The organism is Ascidiimonas aurantiaca, from assembly GCF_037646345.1.
GTDB lineage: Bacteria > Bacteroidota > Bacteroidia > Flavobacteriales > Flavobacteriaceae > Ascidiimonas > Ascidiimonas aurantiaca.
In genome coordinates, this window is record NZ_JBBEWR010000011.1 from 15,226 (window position 1) to 39,105 (window position 23,880).

Here is a 23,880-nt window from a genome sequence, read left to right on the forward strand (position 1 = left end):
AAATAAAAAATTAAAAAGTTAAATCGTTGTAGTGCAGTATTTTATCGATTAAAGGCAAGTTTTTACTCAGGAGCAGTACTGTTTTACCATATTTTTCTTACAATTTAATTATGTGAAAAATGTAAGTATAAAAAAAGGTTAACCCGTAAAGTGAATAAGTTTTTTTAATATAAACTTTGTTATTGATACACTCTTATATAATCCACAACAAAGTTTTGAGGAAAAATAGTGTTATCTACATAAGGTCCGCCAAAATTACCTCCTATGGCCAGATTAATAATGAAGTAAAATGGTTGGTTGAAGGGCCAGTTGTCGGGAGTTTTGTTTTCAGGTGCATACTCATACACCTTTTTCCTGTCTATCAAAAAAGTAATTCGCTCGGGAGTCCACAGGGCTTCATATACATGAAAACCTTTTTCAATATCAGGAATACATGTTTTTTTGGAGTTTACGGTATTGCCATGGCTTGATGTTGTATGAAGGGAGGTGAATACGGTATGCGGTTCTTTACCCACGTATTCCAATACGTCTATTTCGCCACATGCGGGCCACTTTACTTTATCTATGTTACTGCCCAACATCCAGAATGCAGGCCACAGCCCTTTGCCTGCGGGAAGTTTTGCCTTTATCTCGATGCGCCCGTATTGAAATGTTTTTTTATTTTTAGTTACGATACGGGTAGATGTGTAGATACTGTCTTCTTTTTTTGCAGTAATGATAAGATACCCATTCTTTAGTTTATGATTTACTTTTGTGTAGATCTGCCTTTCGTTATTACCCCAGCCGCAAAGGGAAGGGCAGCCATCGCCCAGCTCAAAACTCCAGCTATTGTGATCAAGGGTTTTGCCTTCAAACTGTTCTTCCCACACCAGTGTTGTATATTCCTGGGACGATACGGCACCTGTTACGAAGCTGAGAAGAACAAAATATTGATAAAACCTGCTCTTTTTCATTCCTGGTAGGTAAATAATGATTCTAAAACGGTAACGGAGCTTCCTCCTACATATACGGCAAATTCACCGGACTCTGCCCGCTTTTGTTGCTGTGCATTGTAAAAGCTTATAGTTTCCTTATCTATGGTAAAGGTAACTTTTTTGGTCTCTCCGGGTTGCAGATTTACGGTTTCAAAACCTTTGAGCTCTTTTACGGGGCGAGTTACACTGGCTACGAGATCCCGAAGGTATAACTGTACGACTTCTCTCCCTGCTCTTTCTCCGGTATTAGTGACCTCTACTGAAATTTCAAGGCGTTCATCTCCCGAAAAACCGGGATTGCTCAATTGGAGGTTATGATATTGGAAAGTGGTATAACTTAACCCATGGCCAAATGCATACAGGGGGGTGTTCTCTTCGTCTGTGTAATGCGACCAGAATACAAGATCTGGGCCGGGAACTAAGGGTCTTCCTGTATTTTTGTGATTGTAATACAGGGGTATCTGCCCTACTGTGCGGGGAAAGGTCATAGGAAGTTTTCCTCCGGGATTGTACTCTCCATAAAGCACCTGAGCAATGGCGTGTCCGCTTCTGGTTCCCAAATGCCATGCTTCTACTATGGCGGGGATGTTTTCGTCTGCCCAGTTAATCGTAAGCGGACGTCCGTTCATCAATACAAGAACTATTTTTTTATTTACGTTATACACAGCTTCGAGGAGTTCCTGCTGGAGTCCGGGCAGGTCAAGTGAAGTTACGCTTCTCCCTTCTCCGCTCTGGTATCCGTTCTCTCCTAAAACCATCACTACTACATCTGCATCACGCGCCACATTTATGGCTTCAGAAAATCCGCTTCTGTCGGTAGTATTGACTTTTGTTTCAAAAACAAAAGCAGGCTTTCCCAAAGTAAGCTTTGCACCCACGGCATAGTTTAAGATATGATTTCCGTATAGCTCTAAGCCTTCTTTGACTGAAGAGGCGGTATGGTCTTCTGCTGCCAGGCGCCAGCTTCCCAAAGGGCTATTCTTATCGTCTGCCAGAGGCCCGATAAGGGCTATTTTAAGCCCTTCTTTGGGTAAGGGAAGTAGTTTATCTTCATTTTTAAGCAGTACTATAGATTTTTTAGCCATATCTTCTACAGCTTCGAGATGTTCCCGGCTCCCCGGCACGGTAGCTTCTCTTTGTTCATCACAATACCGGTACGGGTCATCAAAAAGACCGAGTTCAAATTTAAGGCGTAAAATTCTGCGAACGGCATCGTCTATGAGACTTTCATGTACTAAACCTTCATTTACCAGGTCTTCAAGATGCTCAAGGTATAGTGCCGATTCCATATCCATATCAGAACCTGCGGTTATTGCCTTATATGCGGCATCGCGGCCATTGGCTGCATAACCGTGGGGTATCATCTCTCCAATTGACCCCCAGTCTGATACGATAAAGCCGGTAAAACCCCATTCTTTTTTAAGGATCTCTCTTTGTAAAAAGGTATGCCCTGTTGCAGGAATGCCCTCCAGTACATTAAATGCATTCATAAAGGTACGAACACCGGCATTGGAGGCTGCTTCAAACGGAGGAAATACAACATTGTACAGAGTTGATGTTCCTATATCTACTGTATTATAGTCCCGTCCTGCCTCTGAGAAACCGTAGCCTGCAAAATGCTTGGCACAGGCAGCAATGGTATTTACGGCTGCGAGGTCGTCTCCCTGAAAACCTTTTACTCTGGCTTCTGCTATCCGGCTTCCCAGATAAGGGTCTTCACCGGCACCTTCCATTACTCTTCCCCAACGCGGATCTCTGGAAATATCGACCATAGGGGCAAAGGTCCAGTTGATACCCATAGCCGCGGTTTCGGCAGCAGACACGGCTGCTGACTTTTGAATGGCTTCCATATCCCAACTGGCTGCTTCTGCCAATGGTATGGGGCTTATGGTACTGTACCCGTGAATTGCGTCAAACCCTATTATGAGAGGTATTCCCAGGCGGGTTTCTTCTACGGCAATTTTCTGAACGGCCCTTACCTGCTCTACACCTCTTACATTTAACATCGAGCCTACCCTTCCGTTTCTGAGGTCTTCATATTTTCCTGCGGCATCTCCCTCTTCAGGCACGGGGCCGGTGGCATCCCAAAAACCATTATACTGGTTCATTTGCCCTATTTTTTCCTTAAGGGTCATAAGCGCCAGGACGGAATCGACTCTTTGGTCTAAAAGGGATGTTGTCGCATTGCCTGCAGGAACCTTTTTACAGGAAACTGTTAGTAGGAGTGCGATACTGAAGAGTAATAATGTATATACTTTTTTATAATTCATCTTACTATAGCGTTTAAAAGAGAAGGCCGGCTTTACCGGCCCCCTCTGTCATTCTAACTAAATACTCTAATTAAACTATTGATATACTCGTATGTAATCTATTTCCATTGTTGAGGATGTAAACCCGTTGTCTATGGCACCTCCGAAAGTACCTCCCATGGCTACATTAAGAATTATAAAAAAGTCTTTATTGAATGGCAGCGAGCTATTATTGGTAACGGTATGATACAGTTGGTCATCTACGTAAAAACGTATCTCGGTTGGGGTCCATTCTGCTGCATATACATGAAATTCTGTTGAAACATCGGGTATTACTACGGAACCGGTACGGGCATTTCCTCCAAAGTTATTGGGGTCGTGTGTAGAACCAAAGATACGATCCTGGTCGTTCCCTACATGCTCCATAATGTCTATTTCACCGGCTGCGGGCCATATGTTGGTCTCAAAATCGGCTCCCAGCATCCAGATAGCGGGCCAGGTACCGCCACCCGAAGGTAGTTTTGCACGGGCTTCTATCCTTCCGTACTGAAATTCAAATTTATCCTGTGTGGTAATACGTGCCGAGGTATAATTACTGCCGCTAAAACTCTCTGCTCTGGCTGTGATTTTAAGTAATCCGTCTTCTACGATCACATTTTCGGGCCTATCTGTATAGAACTGCTCTTCTGAGTTCCCCCAACCGTTATTACCTGTGCCTGTTTCAAAGTTCCAGGTAGAAGCATTGGGGGCACCGGCTACGTCAAAGGTATCTTCCCAAATGAGGGTATCAAAAATGTCTTCCCCTCCGGGATCAAAACCCTCGGGTACAAATGTATGGTACCAGGCCAGGAGGCCGCCCCCTATAAAGGGAACCTGTAAACCACGAACGGTAAGGCGATTTTCGGTAAGCTCTACGATTTCATATTCGGTGGCTCCCGACCAATAGGAAAGGGTACTGTTGGCAACACTTAAAACGCGTTTTCCATCGTCATTTTGAAAGATCACAAAGCTTGTATCGGTATCAATCTGATCGCCGAGATCCCGGCACTCATCTACAAATTGTTGTGGTGAATCATTGGGAAAGAAACGATTTACTTCAGCCCAGTTTACAAAGGTTTCGTTGTTCTCACCGGTTTCCAGGCGATATGAATACTGATCGTTGGCATCGTAACTAAATACGAGAACGTCATCGTACATACAATCGTTTATAGCAAAAGGGTCGGCACTGAAAAAGCCGGGAAAATCGGTATTGGGGTCTCCTACGCCAAAGTGGCCGGCTTCTGAATTGTTCCAAACCCAGCGTTTGGTGCCATTACCACCAATTAACTGAAGGGTTGGCTGATCGATAAAAAGTCGTACATCCATATCTACAGTAACTGATCGGGAACTGGAAACACCTCCTAATCCATGTGCGACCACGGTGATCACGGCCTGGTACTGCCCTGAACGGGTAAACCGAAAAACGGCAGGTTCTCCGGGGGCTACCACAACGGGGTCACTGTCGGGTTGAAAAAAGACATGTATGTTTATGGCATTTTCTGCGATAGTGGTCACGGTGACGTTACCGGACTGATCATCTGCCACTACTGCATCAACCTGCAGGGCAGAGGGGGCTATTACCTCCCCGAAGTCGGCATCATCGTCCTGGCAGGCAAACTGTAAAAGGCCTGCCAGAAGAAGGAACACACTGTATAATCTGATTCTGGATTTCATAGTATCTGTATTAATTTGCTAATTGAAATTCATCAAAGTAGTAAACGGAATCGTCACCCGGGGTGCCAAAATCGAAGAAGATCACTATCCGAATGTAATCTGCTGCCGGTGCATCGCTAAAATCATACGAAAGTTCTTCCCAGGCATTGGCGGTAGTATTGGTAATATCTACCTCATGAGTAATACTGGCGTCGGCATTTTCCAGTTTTAACTTGACGGTAATCCCGCTTTTGGGCGACCAGGTACGTACTTTGATAAGGCTATACGTATTGAGATCCAGCGGGCCGGAAACCTCAAAGAAGGTTCCGGCCCAGGGTTCGGATCCGGCAGATTTGGTTAACTGCGCGACATTGGCAGTGGTATTGCTTCCGGATACATCGGGGTTGTTTATGACCTGAGTAGCCGGAATATTGCCAAATACGGTAAATTCAGGCGGAGTACCTTCAAAATCCTGAAGGGGTAAAGGAGGGGTACCTGTTTGTCCGTTGGCACTTAAAATAATTTCATCGTAATAATATAATGAGTCGTCACCCGGGGTACCGAAATCAAAGAAGATCACTACCCGAACATAATCTGCTGCAGGTGCATCACTAAAGTCATATATGAGTTCTTCCCAGGCATTGCTGGTAGTATTCACAATATCTACTTCATGGGTTATACTTGCATCGGTATTCTCTAGTTTTAATTTAACGGTGATACCGCTTTTGGGTGACCAGGTCTGCACTTTGACAAACGGATTGTTTATGATATTCAGGGTTCCTGTTTCAAAAAAGGTTCCTGCCCAGGGTTCGGACCCGCCGGATTTGGTGAGTCTTGCAACTTTAGCAGAGGTATTACCTCCTGAAGGATCGGGATTATCAATAACTTCGGTAGCGGCAATATTACCAAAAACGGTAAATTGGGGAGGTGTGCCTTCAAAATCCTGCACGGGTATCTCCTGCATGGGCGAAGAAGCTACTTGTTCAATATCGTCTATATAGAAGGTGCCTGCGGTGGTCCCGGGGCCATCTACAAAAATTACTACGGTACCGTATTGCCCGGTAGGCACAAACGGCTCTCCTACTCCCTGATTGCCGTCAATAAAGCTTTTGACAGCATTGGTAGCGAAATCAAACTCTAAAAGTTCCCAGCCGGTTCCTCCGTGATTTGCTACTACTTCATTTTCACGCTCTGCATTAAGTGCGCCTTCAAACTTGAGTAATACGGGTACGGCTACCTGAGACCAGAATTTCATGCGTATGGTCTTATTATTTCCGCTAAAATCTACTGCTGTACCTAAATTGTAGGCGCCGCCTTCAAAATTCACACCGGCGTTGGTAATGGCCCCTACTCTGGAGTCGCTGGTATTGGCACCGGAAAGATCGGGATTACTCACTACTTCAAAAGAAGCTCCGTTAAAGGTTCCCAGCGCATAATTTACGGTAGGCACATCGAAGGTTATGGGAAGGCTAACGGGGTCGCTGGCCTCGGGCACTACAATTGTTTGTGTAAATTGAACGGTAGCGGCACCTGCTCCTTTGGCAATTACTTTTAACTGATACTCTCCGGGTGCTGTATATGTGAATGAAACAGCTTCCCCTGGCATGGCACTTACGGGTTCCTCATCTTCTCCCACCCCAAAGAATACATCGAAAACGGTTGCAAAATCTGCTGTGGAAGTTACGGTTACTTCTGCCGGATTTTGAGGATTCTGGGTAATATCGACTATCAGGTTCTCAGGGGTTCTGAAAGCGATCACCAGGTTTTGTACCAGTTCACTGGTAAGGCCGGTAAGGCCTTTGGCTACAATTCTCACCTGATAATCGCCTTCAGCATAGGTATTCTGAGCAGTACTCCCAGGTTGTACCCTTGTAGGGGTTTCATCTTCTACGTCTCCAAAATATACTTCAAAAACAGAAGCGCCTTCTGCGGAAGGGGTAATGGTTACCAGGCCTGTATCATCCTGGGTCACGTCAAAAACAGCTTCCAGATTTTCAGGAGCCGAAATATTCTGAAGTATATAAGATACATCATCATCTTCACAACCGGTAAACATGATAATACCGATCATAATTGTGATTATTTTCTTTATATGTTTCATAATCTGTAAATTTTTAAGGTAGTTTAATATCCGGGATTTTGCATCCAACGGTTTCCGGCCAATTCAATTTCGATAGACGGGATAGGAAAAAGCTCGTGCTTCCCAGACTGGAAACCGTTAATTTCATTAGCGGCCCTGCCTGTACGAACAAGGTCAAAAAAGTGATGTCCTTCTCCCACAAGTTCAACTCTGCGTTCCTGATAAATAGCACTTACCAGTGCTTCTCCCACGGGGGTAATCTCACTGAGTCCTGCTCTTGTACGAACACGGTTGAGGTAGTTTTGGGCAGTTTGTTGATTTCCCCCGCCCCGGGCATGTGCTTCTGCTGCCATTAAAAGAACATCGGCAAAACGAATAGCTCTGTAATTATTGGGATTGGTAAGGTTGGCATCGCCAGTATTCAGGTCTCCTTTACGTGCAATGTATTTTCGATTGTAAAATCCGGTATGCTCAAAGCCTTCACTAAAGGTAGCATCGGTTTGCGCTGCCCAAGCTTCTATATCCAGAATAGCAACGTCTTTTCTGAGGTCTCCCTCTTCAAAAGCATCTACTACTTCCTGAGTGGGAATATTAAAACTAAAACCGGAATCGAAAAGAGGACCGCTGTAATTTCTTATTCCGTTAAAGCCTACAGCCACATTACCTTCACTGCATTGCAGGCATTCAAAACCGGCACCCTCAATATCTGTGTATTGCACCTCGAAAACGGACTCGATGTTGTTTTCTCCTTCCATTTCGAAAATGGAATTATAATCCTGAACCAGATCATAGGGACCGGTAGTAATTACCTGATCTAATGCGTTCACGGCATCGGCAAACTTATCCTGAAAGAGATATATTTTACCTAACAGGGCCTGTGCCGCACCTCTGGTAGCTCTTCCGGTATCCTGTGCCGGCCAGGTATCGGGCAGGTTGGCAGCAGCAAAAATAAGATCGCTTTCTAACTGTGTGTATATCTCTGATCTGGGTGTACGCGGAAGTTCAAACTGATCTCCAAATTGGATTCTTTTATCTACGGCTAAAGGCACATCTCCAAAAAACTTAACCAACTCAAAATAATAATAGGCCCTTAAAAACCTTGCTTGTGCGAGTATCTGATTTTTTCCTTCAAAATCGGTTTTATCCTTAAATTCCATTATATAATTGGCCCGGTTTACTCCGGCAAACATCCAGTTCCATATATTGTTTAACTGGTCATTGACAGGAGTATGGATCATATCGTCAATCTCCTGTATAGCGATCGCATCGGTAGCGCTTTCGCCCCCGGCCAGGGTATTGTTTGATGCGATCTCACCCAGCATGACGTTGATATAGGTGGATTGCAACAGATCATACGCACCTATAAGAGCATTTTGATAATCTTCTTCAGAATTGAAAAAGTTCTCTGAGTCGATTACAAATTCCTGCTCTTCCTGTACAAATTCATCAGAACACGAATACACAATGACTACTGCAAAAAAAGCGGTCATTACTCTCTTTATTATGGGTATTTGTTTCATCTTCATTTGTTTTTAAAAGTTAAGATTTACACCTACAAGATAGGTGGTGGGAATAGGGTAAAAACCAGGATCAATACCGCCTCCTATAGGGGCACCCGAGGAGATCGTAGGATCAAATCCTGAATATTTTGTAAGGGTAAATACGTTATTTACCTGTGCATATAACCTAAGACGGCTAATCCCTATTTTGGAAGTTACGTCACCGGGAAGTGAATAGCCTAACTGAATGGTCTGCATTCTCAGGAAATCACCATCTTCTACATAAAAATCGGAAAAGAGATTGGTATCTGTGGGTCCGGTGGTTGCCAATGGGAAACTGTTACTGGTGCCAGGCCCGGTCCATCGGTCCAGAAAGGCAATACGCCTGTTGGTAAGGGGTTGGTTACGCTCATAATTTCTTACGATCTCATTACCCATTTGTGCAAAAGCGTAAATACTGAAATCGATGTTTTTATAGTCGAGAGAAATATTAAGCCCCATACTTATATCGGGAATAGGATCTCCCAGATTGGTGCGGTCTAAATTATTGATTTGACCATCTCTGTTTATATCAACAAATCTGAGTTCGCCCGGTTTTGCATTAGGCTGTGTGGCGTGGGCATCTACTTCGGCCTGATCCTGGAAAATTCCATCTGTTTTTAAACCGAAGAAATACCCGGCCGGTAGTCCTTCTTCAAATCTGGAGGGCGGCTCCTGGCCTATACCAAACTGTCCGCCAGGTACAAATCCAAAGCCATTGTTTACTTGCAGTACTTCATTGGTAAGGGTGGTAAAATTATAGTTGACTGCTAATCTTAGATCTTCTGAAAACTCTTTGGTATATCCCAGGCCTAATTCAAAACCGGAGTTTCTAACGGTCCCTGCATTGATAAAAGGGGGTAATGCTCCGGGGGCAGACGCACCTAAGATACCGGACACGGGAGCTTGCAGAAGAAGGTCACGGGTGGTTTTTATAAAATAATCTGCAGTGATATCGAAACGGCTGTTCCACAATCGGGTGTCTAACCCAATGTTAAACTGCTCCTGCTCTTCCCATTTTACCTGAGGATTAGGTATTCTTCCTTCCGCATCTCCATTTATGAGACGCCCGCCAATTACGTATGCGGCCTCACCGGTAAGCAATGAACGAAAGGCATTTGCCCCTATACGATCATTTCCCAGAATACCATAACTGGTACGTATCTTTAAAAAATCGATGACTTTGTTGTCTTCTAAAAAGCGCTCTTCGCTCATTACCCATCCAAAAGAACCGGAAGGAAAGAAAGCGGCGCTGTTGTCAGGCCCAAAATTGCTGGAAGCGTCTCTTCTTAATGAAAATGAAAAGAGATATTTGCTTAGGTAGTTATATTGAATTCGGGTGAAGTACGATACGAGACTTTCTCTAAACTGACTGTCTGTAAAACGCTCATCTTCTATATTATCGTTGGTAAGTGCCAGATCGGCAAATTCATAGATATTGTTGGGCACATCAAACCCGGTAGCGCTGAAAAAATCGCCTGTATTCTCAAAAACGGTAGTACCAAGCGTAACTTTGACATAATGTGCCTCTGCAAAGGTGTTTTCATAATTTATAAAGGCATCCCAGGTATAGTCAAAGAAATCGTCTTTTGATTCGGTTACGTTACTTCGGTCGTTATTAAAAACTTTTCCTGAACCGAAAAAGGCTATGGGTTGAAATGTTTTTCCTTTAGATACTGTATAGTTAAAACCGAGGCGTGTTTCTGCACTTATCTGATCATTAAGTTGATATTTGAGCCCTACGGTACCGTTTATTTTATTGGAAAACCCTTCATTAAAGGTATTCGCTAATTGATCTAAGGGGTTAATTACTTCGTTACCCAAGCCTTCTGCCAGGGTAAAATCGCCGTTAGCATCCCTGACCGGCAGATTAGGAGCCATATTAAGCGCATTAAATAGAACTGAACCCAGGCCGCTTTCATTAATGGCTCTTGAATAGGTTCTGGTGTAGAACAAGGAGGTATTAAACTTGAGTTTTTCTGTTAAATCTGCACCCAGGCTAAGTCGGGTGTTTAAACGATTGAAGGTGGATTTATCTCCTGAACCCACTATACCATCCTGAGCGGTATATCCCACACTCATACCGTATGTGATTTTTTCTCCTCCTCCGGTTACGGCAAAATCATGACTGGAAATGGGTGCTGTTTCAAAAACTTCGTCCTGCCAGTCAGTACCCTGCCCCAGTGAGCCTATATCGGTAAAAAGGGGTGATTCTCCGCCGTTGGTACGCGCCTCATTTACGTAGAGGGCATATTCGGTAGCATTTAATACGGGCAGACGACGAGAGGTTTCCTGAAAACCTGCAAAGGCATTATAGGAAAATGATGGTGCAGTATTTTTTTTACCTGTTTTGGTGGTAATGAGAATTACACCGTTGGCAGCTCTGGTTCCGTAAATGGCAGCCGAAGCATCTTTTAGGGTGGTAATACTTTCAATGTCATTTGGATTGATAAGTTCCAATCCGCCTTCTGTAATGTTACCATCTACTACTACTAAAGGCCTGTTATCTCCGTTGGTAGTTACCCCACGAATACGTATGTTTAATCCGCTACCGGGAGAACCGGAAGAACTGATTACCTGTACTCCTGCATTTTGCCCCTGCAGTGCCTGCTCTATACGCACGGGTTTCAGATCTTCTATTGTTTCAGAACCCACCACGGCAATGGCTCCGGTCACTTCCCTTTTTGCCTGAGTACCATATCCAATTACAACGACTTCATCAAGCAATTGCGTGTCTTCTTCCATAAGTACATCTACTGTATCCTGACCTGAAAACACGATCTCAATGGTCTTAAAACCAATGTATGAAAACACCAGTATATCACCCTGAACTACATCTGAGAGTTCAAAACGTCCGTCAAAATCAGTGGTGGTTCCTTTCGAGGTATTCTTTACTACTACGCTCACCCCCGGTAAGGGTGAGTTCGTTCCTGCTTCTGAAACGGTTCCTTTTATACTAGCACCCTGGCTGTATAGATGTAAACTGCCCAGGCTTAGAAACATAAAGATTAAAAACGACTTCATAAGTTTTGATTTGAGATAAACTTAAATGTTTTCGTTACGAAATCGTTAAATTTTACCTCAACAAAAAACATACATCGCAAAAAAAGTGATAATTTTTAAAGAATAATTCATTTAAACCCACAAAAACACAGAGTTTATCTAAAGAAAAAAGGAAGTTATCCGGAGATTGAAACACTAATTTTGTTAAGAAATTATTTACATGTATAGGTAATGTTAAGGTGTGTAGTGTTTGTGATGTAGCTGCTTACATTTCCATAATATACTCAACAAGGCTTTTTTCGTGCGCAAGTTCTATTTTTTTACGCAAACGATATCGTTTTATCTCTACACTTCTCGGTGAAATATTCAATAAGGGAGCGATCTCTTTTGATGATAGATTAAGTCTTAAATAGGCGCATAGACGTAAATCATTGGGGGTCAATACGGGGTGTTTTTGTTTTACTTTTTTAAGGAAATCTTTATCGGCATTATTAAAAGCTTCTTTGAATGCGTTCCAGTTATCTTCTTCACTAACGTTACGATCTATGGTTCTTATTACAGATTTAATATTGCTTTTAAGGTCATCTTCTACCACCAGTTGTTTTTTAATCTGCCCCAGAAGTTCATTTTTATTGATGAGATTCATGGCTGAAGCGGCCAATTCTCTGTTTTTACTTTCAATGTCCTGCCGAAGCTGTTCGTTTTTCACTTTGATAAGTTCACGCTCTGAGGCCAGGCGTTGCAGTTCCATTTTTTTATTATTGGCTTCTACTAGTTTTTCCTGCTGTTTACGATAATAAACTTTGTAGATGGAATGTATAAGAAGACCCAGGAGTATAAAGCCTATAGCGTAAAAAACTATTGCCCAGGAAGAGAAGTACCAGGGTTTCCTGATTTTAAAACGATACACGGCGGTATTGGATGAGAGTTCATCTCCTGTGCGTGAACGCACATAAAATGTGTATTCGCCATAAGGTAAATTGTCAAAAGATGTTTTTGGAACATGGCTCCATTCACTCCATTCCTCATATAATCCCTCTAGTTTATATTGGTACTCTGTAGTATTGAAACCGTTAAAATCTGCAACGGCATACGAAAAACTAATGGTGTTGTGGTTATACTCAAAATCTCCCGGAACATTAAGAGCAACCGGCTGGCTTTTTTTATCCAGTACAGACACCTCAGTTTTTGTAAGCGAGACAGTATGCATTTCATACATGGTACGGTCCAGATACAATACAAAATACCCATTGGTAGTACCAAACAAGAAAGAATGATTCCCTATATGGGTTACATTCTCAAAACCATCCATAGATTTTCTTGACAGAATGGGTATGGAAATGGTATGTATTTGCAGTTCTGAACTCAACTTACCGGGCGAAACATAGGTGAGCCCGTTTTTAGTAAAAAACCACATTTTTCCAGTGGCATCTGCTACTAATTTACCGGAAACGTATCGCTCCTGATCAAATAGTTTACTTAAAATAGTATCTTTTGTAAACACTGTAGCTCGAGGGCTTTTTTTGAACACACCATCCCGGGAAGCATAGAAAATAGCTTCATTGAACTTTACAAGGCTCGCATTTTTTCCTTTATCAGGGCTTTCGAGTTTTGTAACACGGTTTACTTTCTCATACTTTTCATCAAACCTTATGTCAAAAACGCCTTTGTATTCATGGCTCATGAAAGCTTTCTGCGGGCTTGCAAATTCAAAATACCTGCTGGAATATTCAAAACCGGTGACTTTATTCTTAAAACGCCATGAATTCCCTTCACGTTGCAACACACTGAACCCGTTATACGTACCCTGGAGCAAAAGGTTCGGTTTTCCCGGTATGGGATTAAATTTCCAGGTGCCCGGCAGGGTGCTTATATGAGCGGATTTGTCTTCTGAAATAATAAAAGTCCCCAGATCATGGCCACAGAATAAAGTATTCTCATGAACAAATAAAGACCAGACCTGACCCCGGGTACCCTGCACCAGTCTGAAAGAATTGGCCCCGGGCCACTCTTTTACAAAAAGTCCCTGATTGGTACCTACGTATAATTTTTTATCATGATGAACTGCACCATACACTGTACCCAGTATTCCTGTATTATCAATAAACCTGCGAACAGGAGAGTTCAGGTTAATACAGTTTATACCGTTGTCAAGCCCCATCCAAAGGTTACCGGCTACATCCTCATACATGGAAAGTACTGTGTTGTTGGTAAGCCCTTCTATTTGACTCATGTGATATTTTAAAACACCTTGGGCAGTAAGAATAAACACACCATGAGAAATAGTTCCTATGGCAAAATCACCATTGCTAAGCCTAATACCACTATAGGCTGTAATGCGTTCCTCAATACCGTCTATTATTTCAACATACCATTTTTGAAGCCCTTCTTCTGTTAACCGGTAAAACCCTTCGTTATTGGTTAAAACAAGGTATCCTTCGGGGCTGTCAAAAATATTGATGATCCTGTTTCTCAATATCTCAGGATGGGTGCTTAAAGGTTTTATCTCCCCGCTCTCTACTTCATAGAGTATATTATCATTTCCCTGGAACATCAACGCACCGGAAGGCTGAAACATTTTGGTCACTCCGGTTTTTGGAGTGATCACCCCGAACTTCTTTTTTTCCGAATGGTACGTATAAATACGATCAAGTGATTGGAAAATAATTTGATCACCATAGGAAAAGATGTTCCAGAACTCCTCATCATCAATAATTTGTTCCTGGATATTTTTGCTAAGCGATGAATACTTTAGTTTTCCGGTAACATCCGGCTCCCAAAAACCAAACTCCATATAGGCGCCTGTATAGATCTTTCCGTTTATATGCACTACAGAACGTAAAATGGTTTCATTGGGAGAGGGGTATTGCTCCCACTCTTCTCCATTAAAAACCAGCAGTCCTGCATTATTGGCGACCAGTATTTGTTTTTGTATATCCTGGGACACCATCCAGTTCTGATTATCTCCTTTATAAGTGCTGGTGGTATATTCAACTATGGGTGGATGTTCCTGACCAAAAGAAAAGAACATTAAAAATAACAATATGAACCCTGGTACTATTTTCACTTTGTTTACGAGAAATACATATATATACCTATTACCGTTAATACAATACCAATCCCTACTATTGTAAGGTAGCGATATGGGGTCATTTCCACCTGTTTGGTGTAAGGAAGAACAAAGGGTTCACTACGAGGTTTAAAAGCTCCTATAACAAGCATTACCAGGATATTAAATGCAAATAATATACCCATAACATGCAGGAAAGGAGGATAGGCCAGCTTTTCGGTTTCTGCCAGTAACAGGGTATCGGTCACGCCTGAAGCTTTGGCCTCTTCTACCGCACGGTTAACCAGATACGGTTTGAGTATAAATTGACTTATACTATAGAGCACTACTCCTGATGCTATGGCTACTTTTGCCGCAATGGCAGGTACTTTTTTAGTAAGATAACCCACTACTATTATGGTAAGTATGGGTATGCTGTAACAGCCGTTCACTTCCTGTAAATAGTCAAATAGTCCTTCGGGAGCATTGGCTATAAAAGGCGCAATGATCATAGATAAAATGGCCAGTAAAACACCAAAGGCTTTACCATAGCGAACTACTGTGAGTTCGGAAGCTTTTTTGTTAATATATTCTTTATAGATATCTATTCCGAAAAGGGTTACTGAACTGTTGAGGGCACTGTTAAATGAACTTAATATGGCGCCAAAAAGGACAGCCGCAAAAAAGCCTATGAGGGACACCGGTAAAACTGTATTTACCAGCTTGGGGTATGCCTGGTCTGGTATCTCAAGTCCTCCTCCAAAAATGTGGAAGGCAATGACTCCCGGTAATACTACGATGAGAGGCCCGAGTATTTTTATGAATGCTGCCAACAAAAGCCCTTTTTGTCCTTCACGAAGGTTTTTGGCAGCAAGTGCCCGTTGAATAATAGCCTGATTAGTTCCCCAGTAAAACAACTGTACCAGCATCATTCCCGTAAAAATGGTGCTAAATGGCACTGATGCTGTTCTGCCACCCATTGCCTGGAACTTATTGGGATTCGATTCCATTAACTCGTTGATACCCGCAACTATATTTCCATCTCCAATATAACTAAGCCCAAAAAAGGGAATAAGAATACCTCCTATAAGCAATCCTACTGCATTTACCGTATCTGAAACTGCTACTGCTTTTAGCCCTCCAAAAATGGCATATATTGAACCTATGATCCCTATACCCCATACACATAACCAGATAGCTGTACTATGGGAGACATTAAATTCTTCAGGAATGTTAAACATAGTTACAATAGCCAGTGAGCCTGAATACAACACTATAGGAAGAAAAACAACTGCATATCCTGATAAAAACAGTAGCGATGTTATGGTCTTGGTCGTTTTGTCATAGCGATCCTGCAGAAACTGAGGTACCGTTGTGATACCTCCTTTTAAATATCTCGGTAATAAGAAAACGGCAGTAACTACCATGGCTATAGCGGCCAGTGTTTCCCAGGCCATTACAAGAATTCCTTCGGTATAGGCCTGGCCGTTTAGGCCCACTATTTGCTCGGTGGAAAGGTTGGTTAATAACAATGATCCCGCAATAACTCCCGCTGTGAGGCTCCTTCCTCCTAAAAAGTATCCGTCTGAAGAACGTTCATCTGTTTTTCGTGTGGCAAAATATGAAATGACAGCTACTAAAAGTGTAAAGCCTGCAAAAGAAAGTATAGCCATAAAGTCCTGTTTTTAACAGAACTAAGATAACAGTTTATTTATTTGATATCTTAAAAAACAGAAAAAACGACAGCATGTATAGGTATTGTATAGGTAATCCGTAATAAATTAAAGGTTTTGTTGCGATTATACAATTTCAGCACTCAGACCTGCTTCAAGAAGTGAGGTGCATCTTGGCTTTAAATCATTGTACGATCCTGTTTTTACAGTGCATTTTCCTTTATAATGAACAATTATAGAACATTGCTCGGCCTGTTCCTGAGTATGATCACAAACGTGAATAAGGGTTTCGATAACATGATCAAATGTATTTACATCGTCATTATATAAAACGATTTCATTTTGTTTATCTACCTCTTCCAGAAGTAGAATGTCTTCCAGAGTTTTTTCTTTAGTAGCCATGAAACAGATTTTAAGCTAATTTACATATTTTAGGGCAACCCAGAAATTCTTTTCAAGCTTTTCAACTAATTTTAACGAATGCTTTACACAGGCTTCGTGAATGATAGGGATATCATATTCATAAAAACCGCTAAGCAGTAAAATTCCTTTTTTATTGAGTGACTGAATGTAACGCGGTATATCATTCAATAGTATATTACGATTAATATTGGCAATGACCACATCATACGTTTTCCCTTTTAGCAAGGTAGCATCTCCTTCATATACGGAAATCGCATGGCAATGGTTCCTCTCAACGTTTTCAAGCGCATTTACATAGCACCAGTTATCTATATCAATGGCATCTACTGCAAGTGCTCCTTTTTTTTCGGCAAGAATTGCCAATACCCCTGTTCCACTACCCATATCAAGTACGGTTTTGTGACGCATATCGGTCTGTAATATGTGTTGTATCATCATATGAGTAGTTTCATGATGCCCGGTACCAAAGCTCATTTTGGGCTCAATGATTATATCATATTCTGTTTCCGGACGATCGTGAAACGGTGCTCTTACGGTGCAAGTATCATTTACTACTATGGCCTCAAAATTCTTTTCCCAGGCGGTATTCCAGTTTTGAGAAGGTATTTCTTTTACGGTAAATGATATTTTAAAATCAGGGTGAGAGAGGATACTGATATTGTTTGGAAACTGTGCATCCAACTCTTCTTTAAGAATATAGGCTGCTACCCCTTTTTCATTTTCTACAAAACTTTCAAATCCGGCCTCTCCCAGTTGAGCAATAAGAATGTCTGTTGCCGGTTGTAGAGGAGCTACTTCAAAAGTATATTCCAGATATATTTGCTTCATGATCTTCTATTTCCAGCTTCATTAAGACCGTTGTTCATTATTTCATGGCTTTAACAATAGCTATGAAGTCTTCTGCTTTTAATGATGCACCTCCTATAAGCCCACCATCCACATCTTCCTGAGCGAATATTTCTTCTGCATTTTCGGGTTTTACACTGCCGCCGTAAAGAATGGATATTTTATCTGCCAGGGACGCTCCGTATTGGTCTGACAGTACGTTTCTTATGAATTTGTGCATTTCCTGTACCTGAACAGGTGTAGCCGTTTCTCCGGTACCAATGGCCCAAACAGGTTCGTAGGCAAGAACTATATGTTTCCATGCTTCCGGCCCCAGATGGAAGAGTGCATTTTTTAGCTGGCTTTCTACTACTTCAAAATGATTTCCGGCCTTTCGGTCTTCAAGTTCTTCACCAAAACAGAAAATACTGTCCATATCGTGCGCCAGTGCAGTATCTATTTTTTTTGCCAGCAATGTATCGTTTTCACCAAAATACGCTCTTCTTTCAGAGTGTCCTAAAATAACTGTTTTGATACCAACACTGGCCAACATGGCGGCAGATACTTCTCCGGTAAATGCTCCTTTTTCGGCATAATGCATGTTTTGGGCAATTACTTCTACCGGATCTTTACGCAAGGCTTCAAAAGCTGCGTATAAATTGGTGAAAGCAGGAGCTATCATTACATAGGTATCTGTACGAGGCATACTTTTACGAATATCGGTAATGAGCATTTCTGTTTCTGCCAGATCATTATTCATTTTCCAGTTTCCGGCCACTATTTTTTTTCTCATACTTATGTTGGTATTTATAAAGATATGGTTATCCGGTATATCACATATCCGGAAGAGTATTTTGTACTTTCACAAAAGTATTAAATACCCTAAATAAATAAAGAACTATTTTGTTTTTTGACAATCTCAGTCATGAGTAGTTCCTAGGGTTAACACGTAACTACAAGTACACACAGCGGATCGGTTTTTACATTTTAATCATTCCATCATTTATTATGTTTCCAAAATAATGAGTTAAATTAGAAGATATTTTTTCAAATACATTGGGAATGTAATCCGCAATATTTTCTACTGTCAATTCATTGTCAACTGGGAATTGGTGATATTGATTCAGATAATTTTTGATATTAGTTTTATCTATTTCGTTTAGTTTATCAAAAGGATTTGTCGTTGCGTAATTATGAAGGTCTGACAAGTGAATAAATCCACAACCAAATTTGTAAACGTAATGAACATATCCAAGTAATTCATCTGCTTTGTCAACCATATCCTTGTCGGTGACTTTTTTCCATTTGTTGTTATGTGTCAAAACCGTCCATCGTTCGCCTGATAGAGTTTGCTGTATTAATCTTTCCCTTTCATTAATGTCAGCTATTCTTCCAAGGTACATAATCCTAATGAATGAATCTAATTCGGTTCGTAATGTCTCTATACATTTGCTTATTCGCTTTTTAGAAAAGTCGTCTCGCAACGATTCTGCATTTTCTTTACTTCTGTTTTGAATAAGCTCTATAAATTGCTGTTTTATATCTGGCATTTGTATGGGTGTTACTTAAACCGACCGCCAACACCTAAAAACAAGTATGACACTTATTTCATTTTAATTATGACGATCATCTAAATACTCCTATTAATATAGTAATAATTGTTTGTTTTTCTGTAAGGGGTATATGTACGTTTGTCTGGTGTTGGCTTTGTTCCTTTTTACTCGTCTAAAAAGGAGCAAAAAAAGGACGCCTTTTCCTTAGGGGTTTTGCTACGCAAACCGTACTCGAAACACTGCCCAAAAGGAGTAACCCTCCTTTTGGTATATCACCAGCGCTTTCTTGTACTACCCGGAGGAAAAGGGTTGCTTTTCCAAAAACTTTTGGCACGGTACACTTTAACATGCTTAGGGTACGAATATGTTTGTGCATGGCTCTTTGTGTGGGTTAACAAGACAGCCTCCGACGGGTACATATAAGACCTTTAAACAGGCATTTGAAATAGCAAAATCAGTTTCGCCTTATGATGAAAATTATGTGTACAGGTTAAGTCAAAAACTCTTGTTTTTTTTAACTCAGTTCTTTATCCGATATCCATTTATCCAATACTAACGGAATTGTTTTCTCGGGATATTGAAAATCAAATTGATGGTACAATTTTCCAACCAAGTCAGTTTGTAATGATTTTAGAGTTTTATCTTTTAGTAATAAGACTGGTTTGTTCAAAGCCATCATATACCCAATTTCAAGTGAGACATTTGGGTTAAATTCCTCTGTGTTTATTCTATCAAATAATGCAATTCCAAAAGAACATCCTTGCATATAGGTCTTTATATTTTCGAAAAGGTCATCTGCATACCATTTATCATCTGCTCTCAACAGGGTTATTCCCTTTTCGGCAAGATGAGACTTTAATACATCTATTATCTCCTTTTGGATTTTTGAATCCTCAAACTTCATCATTAAAAATCCACATTTTTCCGTAATTGGATAGTCTTTTCTAAACCTTTTTAAAGACAAAGAAAGTTCATCACTTATTGTTGGTTGATTACTTTTTAATAATGCCATGTCTTCCTTGTAAACTGATATTTTTATAGATGTTTTTTCTGTTAAGTCTTCGTCATCATATCCATTGTCACCTAATTTCCTAAGATATTCAGGTTCGATGGTTATCGAGCCTTGTAAATATTCTACATCTTTAAGACATTCAAAAGAATGCCTAAACTCTTTTAAATTTAAAATCCATTCTCCTGTTAAATTATTAGCAGGTCTTAAATATGAAATATTGTTGCCTTGAAGAATTCTATAGAATCGTCTCAATATTTCGTGTTTACTTAAATCTGAATTTTCTTCGTAAAATATGAATACAGGGCTATCATTTGGTATTCCATCATAATTTGGACATTGAACATCCAGATTTCCTACAAAATTTTTAAAATGGAATGTAAACATTAATTTTTCTATATTTTTAATATTATTTACAAACTGTGTTTTTATAGGTTTACCTATTAAACATTATGATCACAAAGAAATCTCATTCAGGTCGTTGTGATGTTTTTTATCCAAAATGGTCCCGTTCTCTAACGTAAGTACACCCGGGTTGGAACGTACCATGGTTTTTAATGTAGTCTGATCTGTAAAATAAAAGTCAAAACCCAACTCAAATTCTTTTTTAATGGTTTTAGCTTCATCGGGAGAGGAAGCAGACATCCCGATAACTGTATATCCCTTTTGTAAGGCTATGTCTGTAAGGGCCTTTACTTCATTAAAACCCTCGGCATCTGATTTGGCGAGGTCATAAGAGATCACAAACAATACTTTTTCTTTACTCAAATAGGTTTCTGTATAGTCACTTCCTTCTTTTTCAATAGTAAAATCATGAACCGGAGGTATATATCCTTCCTGTAACAGGGTTGTCTTTACATCTATCAGGTCTCCTGCTACCTCAGGATACTCTCCATTAGTAACCAACTCCGTTTCTTTTCCGTCAATATTAAACCTCCAGGTGTATTCATACAACGCTTTAGGAGCATCATCCGGCACACTCATCCCTTCTTTTATATTACTTCCTATTTTATAGGCCCTGAAATCTATAACCGGTAAATGGTTAAGAACATGATTGGCAAAAACAATACAAACCAGCAAGGTCAATACCGAAGCATAAGTACTGAATCGTTTTGACCAGACCGGGTGAATATATGATTTCCCATAAAAAAGGATCAATATAAAAACAAGTAATACCACATCTTTGGTAAATGACTGCCATGGTGTTAACTTTAAAGCATCTCCAAAACAACCACAATCGGTAACTTTATTAAAATACGCAGAATAAAAGGTAAGAAAGGTAAAAAAAACGATCATAAGCAATAAGCTCCAGACCGTAAACCTGGGAATAAAACCTACCAGCAGCATAACTCCCAGGACCACTTCAAAAATCACTACAAACAGTGCTAAAGCCAGTGCAAAAGGTGTTAGGAAATCTAAATTCAATACTGCGGGACTAAAATATTCTTCCAGTTTAAAAGAAAAACCTACCGGATCATTAAGCTTTACAAAACCGCTTATTATAAAGAGTATCCCCACTACCACCCGGGATATTCCAACTGCATACTTCATATGATTGTTTTATGTGTTTTTTAGAACTTTAATTATCTGATTTTTTCAGGAAGATGCCTTTTTTATTTCATCTAGGTGTATCAAAGCGAAAATGGCATAATTAATTATATCCTGATAATTAGCATCGATACCCTCACTCACCAGTGTCTTTCCTTTGTTATTTTCAATTTGTTTTACTCTCAATAGCTTTTGCAGGATAAGATCGGTAAGTGAACTGATACGCATTTCGCGCCAGGCCTCTCCATAATCATGGTTTTTACGTTGCATAAGTGCTTTTGTTTCCTGTAGCTTTCGGTCATACGCTTCCAAACCTTCTTCCAGGGTGAGGTCCGGCTGCTGTACTACCCCTTTTTCCAGTTGTATAAGGGCCATAATGGCATAATTTATGATCCCAATGAACTCTGAAGTTTCATCTTCATCTACCTCACGAACTTCGTTTTGCTGTAAACCCCTTATGCGTTGTGCCTTTATAAATATCTGATCGGTTAACGAAGGTAATCGCAATATACGCCATGCACTGCCATAATCTTTCATTTTCTTGGCAAACAGATCCCGACAGGCCATTACCACGGCATCATATTGTTTTGAGGTGTTTTGCATACTTTTGATTCTATTTTGCGTAAATTTCGCTTAAATTTCCATATGTTCAAAGCAAAGAGGGGGAAGTTGACATTTTTTACCTTCTTTAAGTTTATCTTTGTCGTGCTATGTATATAAATTGTAAAGGTACACTGGTTGACCTTTCTACTCCGCGGGTAATGGGAATACTCAATCTTACTCCGGATTCGTTTTATGACGGGGGCCGTTATGCTGATAGAAACCGTATTCTTCAAAAAACGGAACAAATGCTGGAAGAAGGTGCTGCTTTTATAGATGTGGGGGGGTACAGTTCCAGACCCGGAGCTCTGGAAATTCCCGAGGAAGAAGAGTTAAAGAGAGTACTCCCGGCCATTACCGGTATCCTTGAGCGTTTTCCTGACACATATATCTCTGTTGATACTTTTAGGAGTTCTGTTGCCCGGGCAGCAGTAGAAGCCGGAGCAGTTATGATAAATGATATTTCTGCCGGCCTGTTAGATACCGCTATGCTCACTACCATAGGAGAACTACAGGTGCCCTATTGTATGATGCATATGCAGGGAACTCCGCAAACTATGCAAAATGCGCCTGTATATACTGATATTTTGCAGGAAGTACTTTACTTTTTCTCAGAACGTATAGCCGCTGCCAGAGAAAAGGGTATTCACGACCTAATCATAGATCCCGGATTTGGATTTGGAAAAACTTTAGAACACAATTATGAACTTCTTTCAAAAATGGAAAGCTTTTGTATGCTCGATCACCCTCTCCTGATAGGAGTGAGCAGGAAATCCATGATCTACAAACCTCTTAACACCCTTCCGGAAAATGCTTTGAATGGCACCACTGCCCTACATATGGCAGCTCTGGCTAAAGGAGCCGCCATACTAAGAGTACACGATGTTAAAGAAGCTATGGAATGTATTACTTTGTCCAAACTTATATATTCAAAAAAATGAAAAAGATTTGTTTAGCCTGTTTGTTAATTCTCTGTATAGGTTGTACCCAGGATCAAAAGGTACAACTGGCTGAAGTTGATCAGGGTGAAATACGGGAGCTTACCAACCACTCTGCTGTATATATTTTTTATGATCCCACGGCTCCAGACAGCCTTATTTTTAATGCTAACAACCTTATTACTAATACCAACTGGATACTACATATAGATAAGCGCCTGCCACTTTCGAAACTTCGGAATCAACTGGACTTTATCTATAATAAAGCCAACAAAGAAACGATGCATAAAAAAGAACCTTCGCCTATTTATTTTTCAGTACATGACCGTCTGGCCGAAGGATTGGCATTTATAGAAGCTACGGGTACAAAATTTCAACCGGCTTCTATGAATTCTCTAAAACATGTAGCCACAACTCCCGAAGAACATAGTAGCCGGCAAGTAGTTCATATAGATCTAAACTACGAGCATCAAATTACCATTGATGGTGATATCGTAAAAAAAGAGGTTTTCATTCCCTATTTACAGGAAAAATTAAGTAGCATCGATACATCGGAAAACATTTTAATATATCTGAATGTTGATGAACGCATACACTTTGAAGAGTATATCAACTTGTATTTAAGAATAAAAAGGCTGACATCTGAAAAAGTACAGTTAGCCTTCTTGCATTTTGTATATTAAGTAGCTTCACAAAAAAGCCGTGATTGTATTTTGTTAACCAATT

Annotated in this window: 17 protein-coding genes; 2 read left to right on the forward strand and 15 right to left on the reverse strand. The window is 40.6% G+C overall.

Going from position 1 to position 23,880, the window contains the following annotated elements; all coding sequences use genetic code 11:
* Window positions 1-179: 179 nt before the first annotated feature.
* The 15 genes from WAO84_RS11915 to WAO84_RS11985 all read right to left on the reverse strand — a co-directional run bounded on the left by WAO84_RS11915 (window position 180) and on the right by WAO84_RS11985 (window position 22,219).
* Entirely contained in the window at window positions 180-953 is a 774-nt protein-coding gene (locus tag WAO84_RS11915; protein WP_340066022.1) for a glycoside hydrolase family 16 protein, read from the reverse strand.
* Window positions 950-3,244 (reverse strand): beta-glucosidase BglX, encoded by a 2,295-nt coding sequence (gene bglX, locus WAO84_RS11920; protein WP_340066023.1) that lies wholly within the window; start codon window positions 3,242-3,244, stop codon window positions 950-952. The genes WAO84_RS11915 and bglX overlap by 4 nt, the downstream gene beginning before the upstream one ends.
* Before the next feature lie 75 nt (window positions 3,245-3,319).
* A complete protein-coding gene (locus tag WAO84_RS11925; RefSeq protein ID WP_340066024.1) occupies window positions 3,320-4,936 on the reverse strand; it encodes a glycoside hydrolase family 16 protein in 1,617 nt (538 codons plus the stop codon).
* Between the two features lie 10 nt (window positions 4,937-4,946).
* Window positions 4,947-7,016 (reverse strand): hypothetical protein, encoded by a 2,070-nt coding sequence (locus WAO84_RS11930; RefSeq protein WP_340066025.1) that lies wholly within the window; start codon window positions 7,014-7,016, stop codon window positions 4,947-4,949.
* A 23-nt stretch (window positions 7,017-7,039) separates the two neighbouring features.
* Window positions 7,040-8,515, reverse strand: coding sequence for a RagB/SusD family nutrient uptake outer membrane protein (locus WAO84_RS11935; RefSeq protein WP_340066026.1), 1,476 nt, complete (start codon window positions 8,513-8,515; stop codon window positions 7,040-7,042).
* A 12-nt stretch (window positions 8,516-8,527) separates the two neighbouring features.
* Window positions 8,528-11,557 (reverse strand): SusC/RagA family TonB-linked outer membrane protein, encoded by a 3,030-nt coding sequence (locus WAO84_RS11940; RefSeq protein ID WP_340066028.1) that lies wholly within the window; start codon window positions 11,555-11,557, stop codon window positions 8,528-8,530.
* A gap of 244 nt (window positions 11,558-11,801) precedes the next feature.
* Entirely contained in the window at window positions 11,802-14,603 is a 2,802-nt protein-coding gene (locus WAO84_RS11945; RefSeq protein ID WP_340066029.1) for a helix-turn-helix and ligand-binding sensor domain-containing protein, read from the reverse strand.
* Window positions 14,604-14,608: 5 nt separating this feature from the next.
* Complete coding sequence (locus WAO84_RS11950) at window positions 14,609-16,258, reverse strand: solute:sodium symporter family transporter (RefSeq protein WP_340066031.1); 1,650 nt, start codon at window positions 16,256-16,258, stop codon at window positions 14,609-14,611.
* Window positions 16,259-16,384: 126 nt separating this feature from the next.
* Window positions 16,385-16,660 (reverse strand): ATP-dependent Clp protease adaptor ClpS, encoded by a 276-nt coding sequence (locus tag WAO84_RS11955; RefSeq protein WP_340066032.1) that lies wholly within the window; start codon window positions 16,658-16,660, stop codon window positions 16,385-16,387.
* A 15-nt stretch (window positions 16,661-16,675) separates the two neighbouring features.
* Window positions 16,676-17,509, reverse strand: a complete 834-nt coding sequence (gene prmA / locus WAO84_RS11960; protein ID WP_340066033.1) for a 50S ribosomal protein L11 methyltransferase — start codon at window positions 17,507-17,509, stop codon at window positions 16,676-16,678.
* Window positions 17,510-17,546: 37 nt separating this feature from the next.
* A complete protein-coding gene (gene tpiA / locus WAO84_RS11965) occupies window positions 17,547-18,299 on the reverse strand; it encodes a triose-phosphate isomerase (protein ID WP_340066034.1) in 753 nt (250 codons plus the stop codon).
* Window positions 18,300-18,486: 187 nt separating this feature from the next.
* Window positions 18,487-19,056, reverse strand: a complete 570-nt coding sequence (locus tag WAO84_RS11970) for a hypothetical protein (protein WP_340066035.1) — start codon at window positions 19,054-19,056, stop codon at window positions 18,487-18,489.
* 517 nt (window positions 19,057-19,573) lie between these two features.
* The gene (locus tag WAO84_RS11975; protein WP_340066036.1) at window positions 19,574-20,455 is read right to left on the reverse strand and encodes a hypothetical protein; all 882 of its coding nucleotides are present in this window, start codon (window positions 20,453-20,455) and stop codon (window positions 19,574-19,576) included.
* A gap of 69 nt (window positions 20,456-20,524) precedes the next feature.
* Window positions 20,525-21,619, reverse strand: a complete 1,095-nt coding sequence (locus WAO84_RS11980) for a BT_3928 family protein (RefSeq protein ID WP_340066037.1) — start codon at window positions 21,617-21,619, stop codon at window positions 20,525-20,527.
* A 45-nt stretch (window positions 21,620-21,664) separates the two neighbouring features.
* Complete coding sequence (locus WAO84_RS11985; RefSeq protein WP_340066038.1) at window positions 21,665-22,219, reverse strand: DUF1599 domain-containing protein; 555 nt, start codon at window positions 22,217-22,219, stop codon at window positions 21,665-21,667.
* Between the two features lie 107 nt (window positions 22,220-22,326).
* Between WAO84_RS11985 and folP the strand changes: the two genes are divergently transcribed.
* Together folP and WAO84_RS11995 are read left to right on the forward strand one after the other, a co-directional pair.
* Window positions 22,327-23,157 carry a dihydropteroate synthase gene (folP, locus tag WAO84_RS11990; protein ID WP_340066039.1) on the forward strand — a complete coding sequence of 277 codons (831 nt, stop codon included), beginning with the start codon at window positions 22,327-22,329 and terminating at the stop codon, window positions 23,155-23,157.
* Window positions 23,154-23,837, forward strand: a complete 684-nt coding sequence (locus tag WAO84_RS11995; protein ID WP_340066040.1) for a hypothetical protein — start codon at window positions 23,154-23,156, stop codon at window positions 23,835-23,837. The genes folP and WAO84_RS11995 overlap by 4 nt, the downstream gene beginning before the upstream one ends.
* Window positions 23,838-23,880: the final 43 nt, after the last annotated feature.

Coding starts and splice junctions, on each gene's coding strand:
- WAO84_RS11930 (WP_340066025.1), bottom strand. CDS start 7,016: ATGAAACATATAAAGAAAATAATCACAATTATGATCGGTATTATCATG.
- WAO84_RS11950 (WP_340066031.1), bottom strand. CDS start 16,258: ATGGCTATACTTTCTTTTGCAGGCTTTACACTTTTAGTAGCTGTCATT.
- folP (WP_340066039.1), top strand. CDS start 22,327: ATGTATATAAATTGTAAAGGTACACTGGTTGACCTTTCTACTCCGCGG.
- WAO84_RS11985 (WP_340066038.1), bottom strand. CDS start 22,219: ATGCAAAACACCTCAAAACAATATGATGCCGTGGTAATGGCCTGTCGG.
- WAO84_RS11935 (WP_340066026.1), bottom strand. CDS start 8,515: ATGAAACAAATACCCATAATAAAGAGAGTAATGACCGCTTTTTTTGCA.
- WAO84_RS11995 (WP_340066040.1), top strand. CDS start 23,154: ATGAAAAAGATTTGTTTAGCCTGTTTGTTAATTCTCTGTATAGGTTGT.
- bglX (WP_340066023.1), bottom strand. CDS start 3,244: ATGAATTATAAAAAAGTATATACATTATTACTCTTCAGTATCGCACTC.
- WAO84_RS11955 (WP_340066032.1), bottom strand. CDS start 16,660: ATGGCTACTAAAGAAAAAACTCTGGAAGACATTCTACTTCTGGAAGAG.
- WAO84_RS11970 (WP_340066035.1), bottom strand. CDS start 19,056: ATGCCAGATATAAAACAGCAATTTATAGAGCTTATTCAAAACAGAAGT.
- prmA (WP_340066033.1), bottom strand. CDS start 17,509: ATGAAGCAAATATATCTGGAATATACTTTTGAAGTAGCTCCTCTACAA.
- WAO84_RS11980 (WP_340066037.1), bottom strand. CDS start 21,619: ATGAAGTATGCAGTTGGAATATCCCGGGTGGTAGTGGGGATACTCTTT.
- WAO84_RS11940 (WP_340066028.1), bottom strand. CDS start 11,557: ATGAAGTCGTTTTTAATCTTTATGTTTCTAAGCCTGGGCAGTTTACAT.
- tpiA (WP_340066034.1), bottom strand. CDS start 18,299: ATGAGAAAAAAAATAGTGGCCGGAAACTGGAAAATGAATAATGATCTG.
- WAO84_RS11925 (WP_340066024.1), bottom strand. CDS start 4,936: ATGAAATCCAGAATCAGATTATACAGTGTGTTCCTTCTTCTGGCAGGC.
- WAO84_RS11975 (WP_340066036.1), bottom strand. CDS start 20,455: ATGTTTACATTCCATTTTAAAAATTTTGTAGGAAATCTGGATGTTCAA.
- WAO84_RS11915 (WP_340066022.1), bottom strand. CDS start 953: ATGAAAAAGAGCAGGTTTTATCAATATTTTGTTCTTCTCAGCTTCGTA.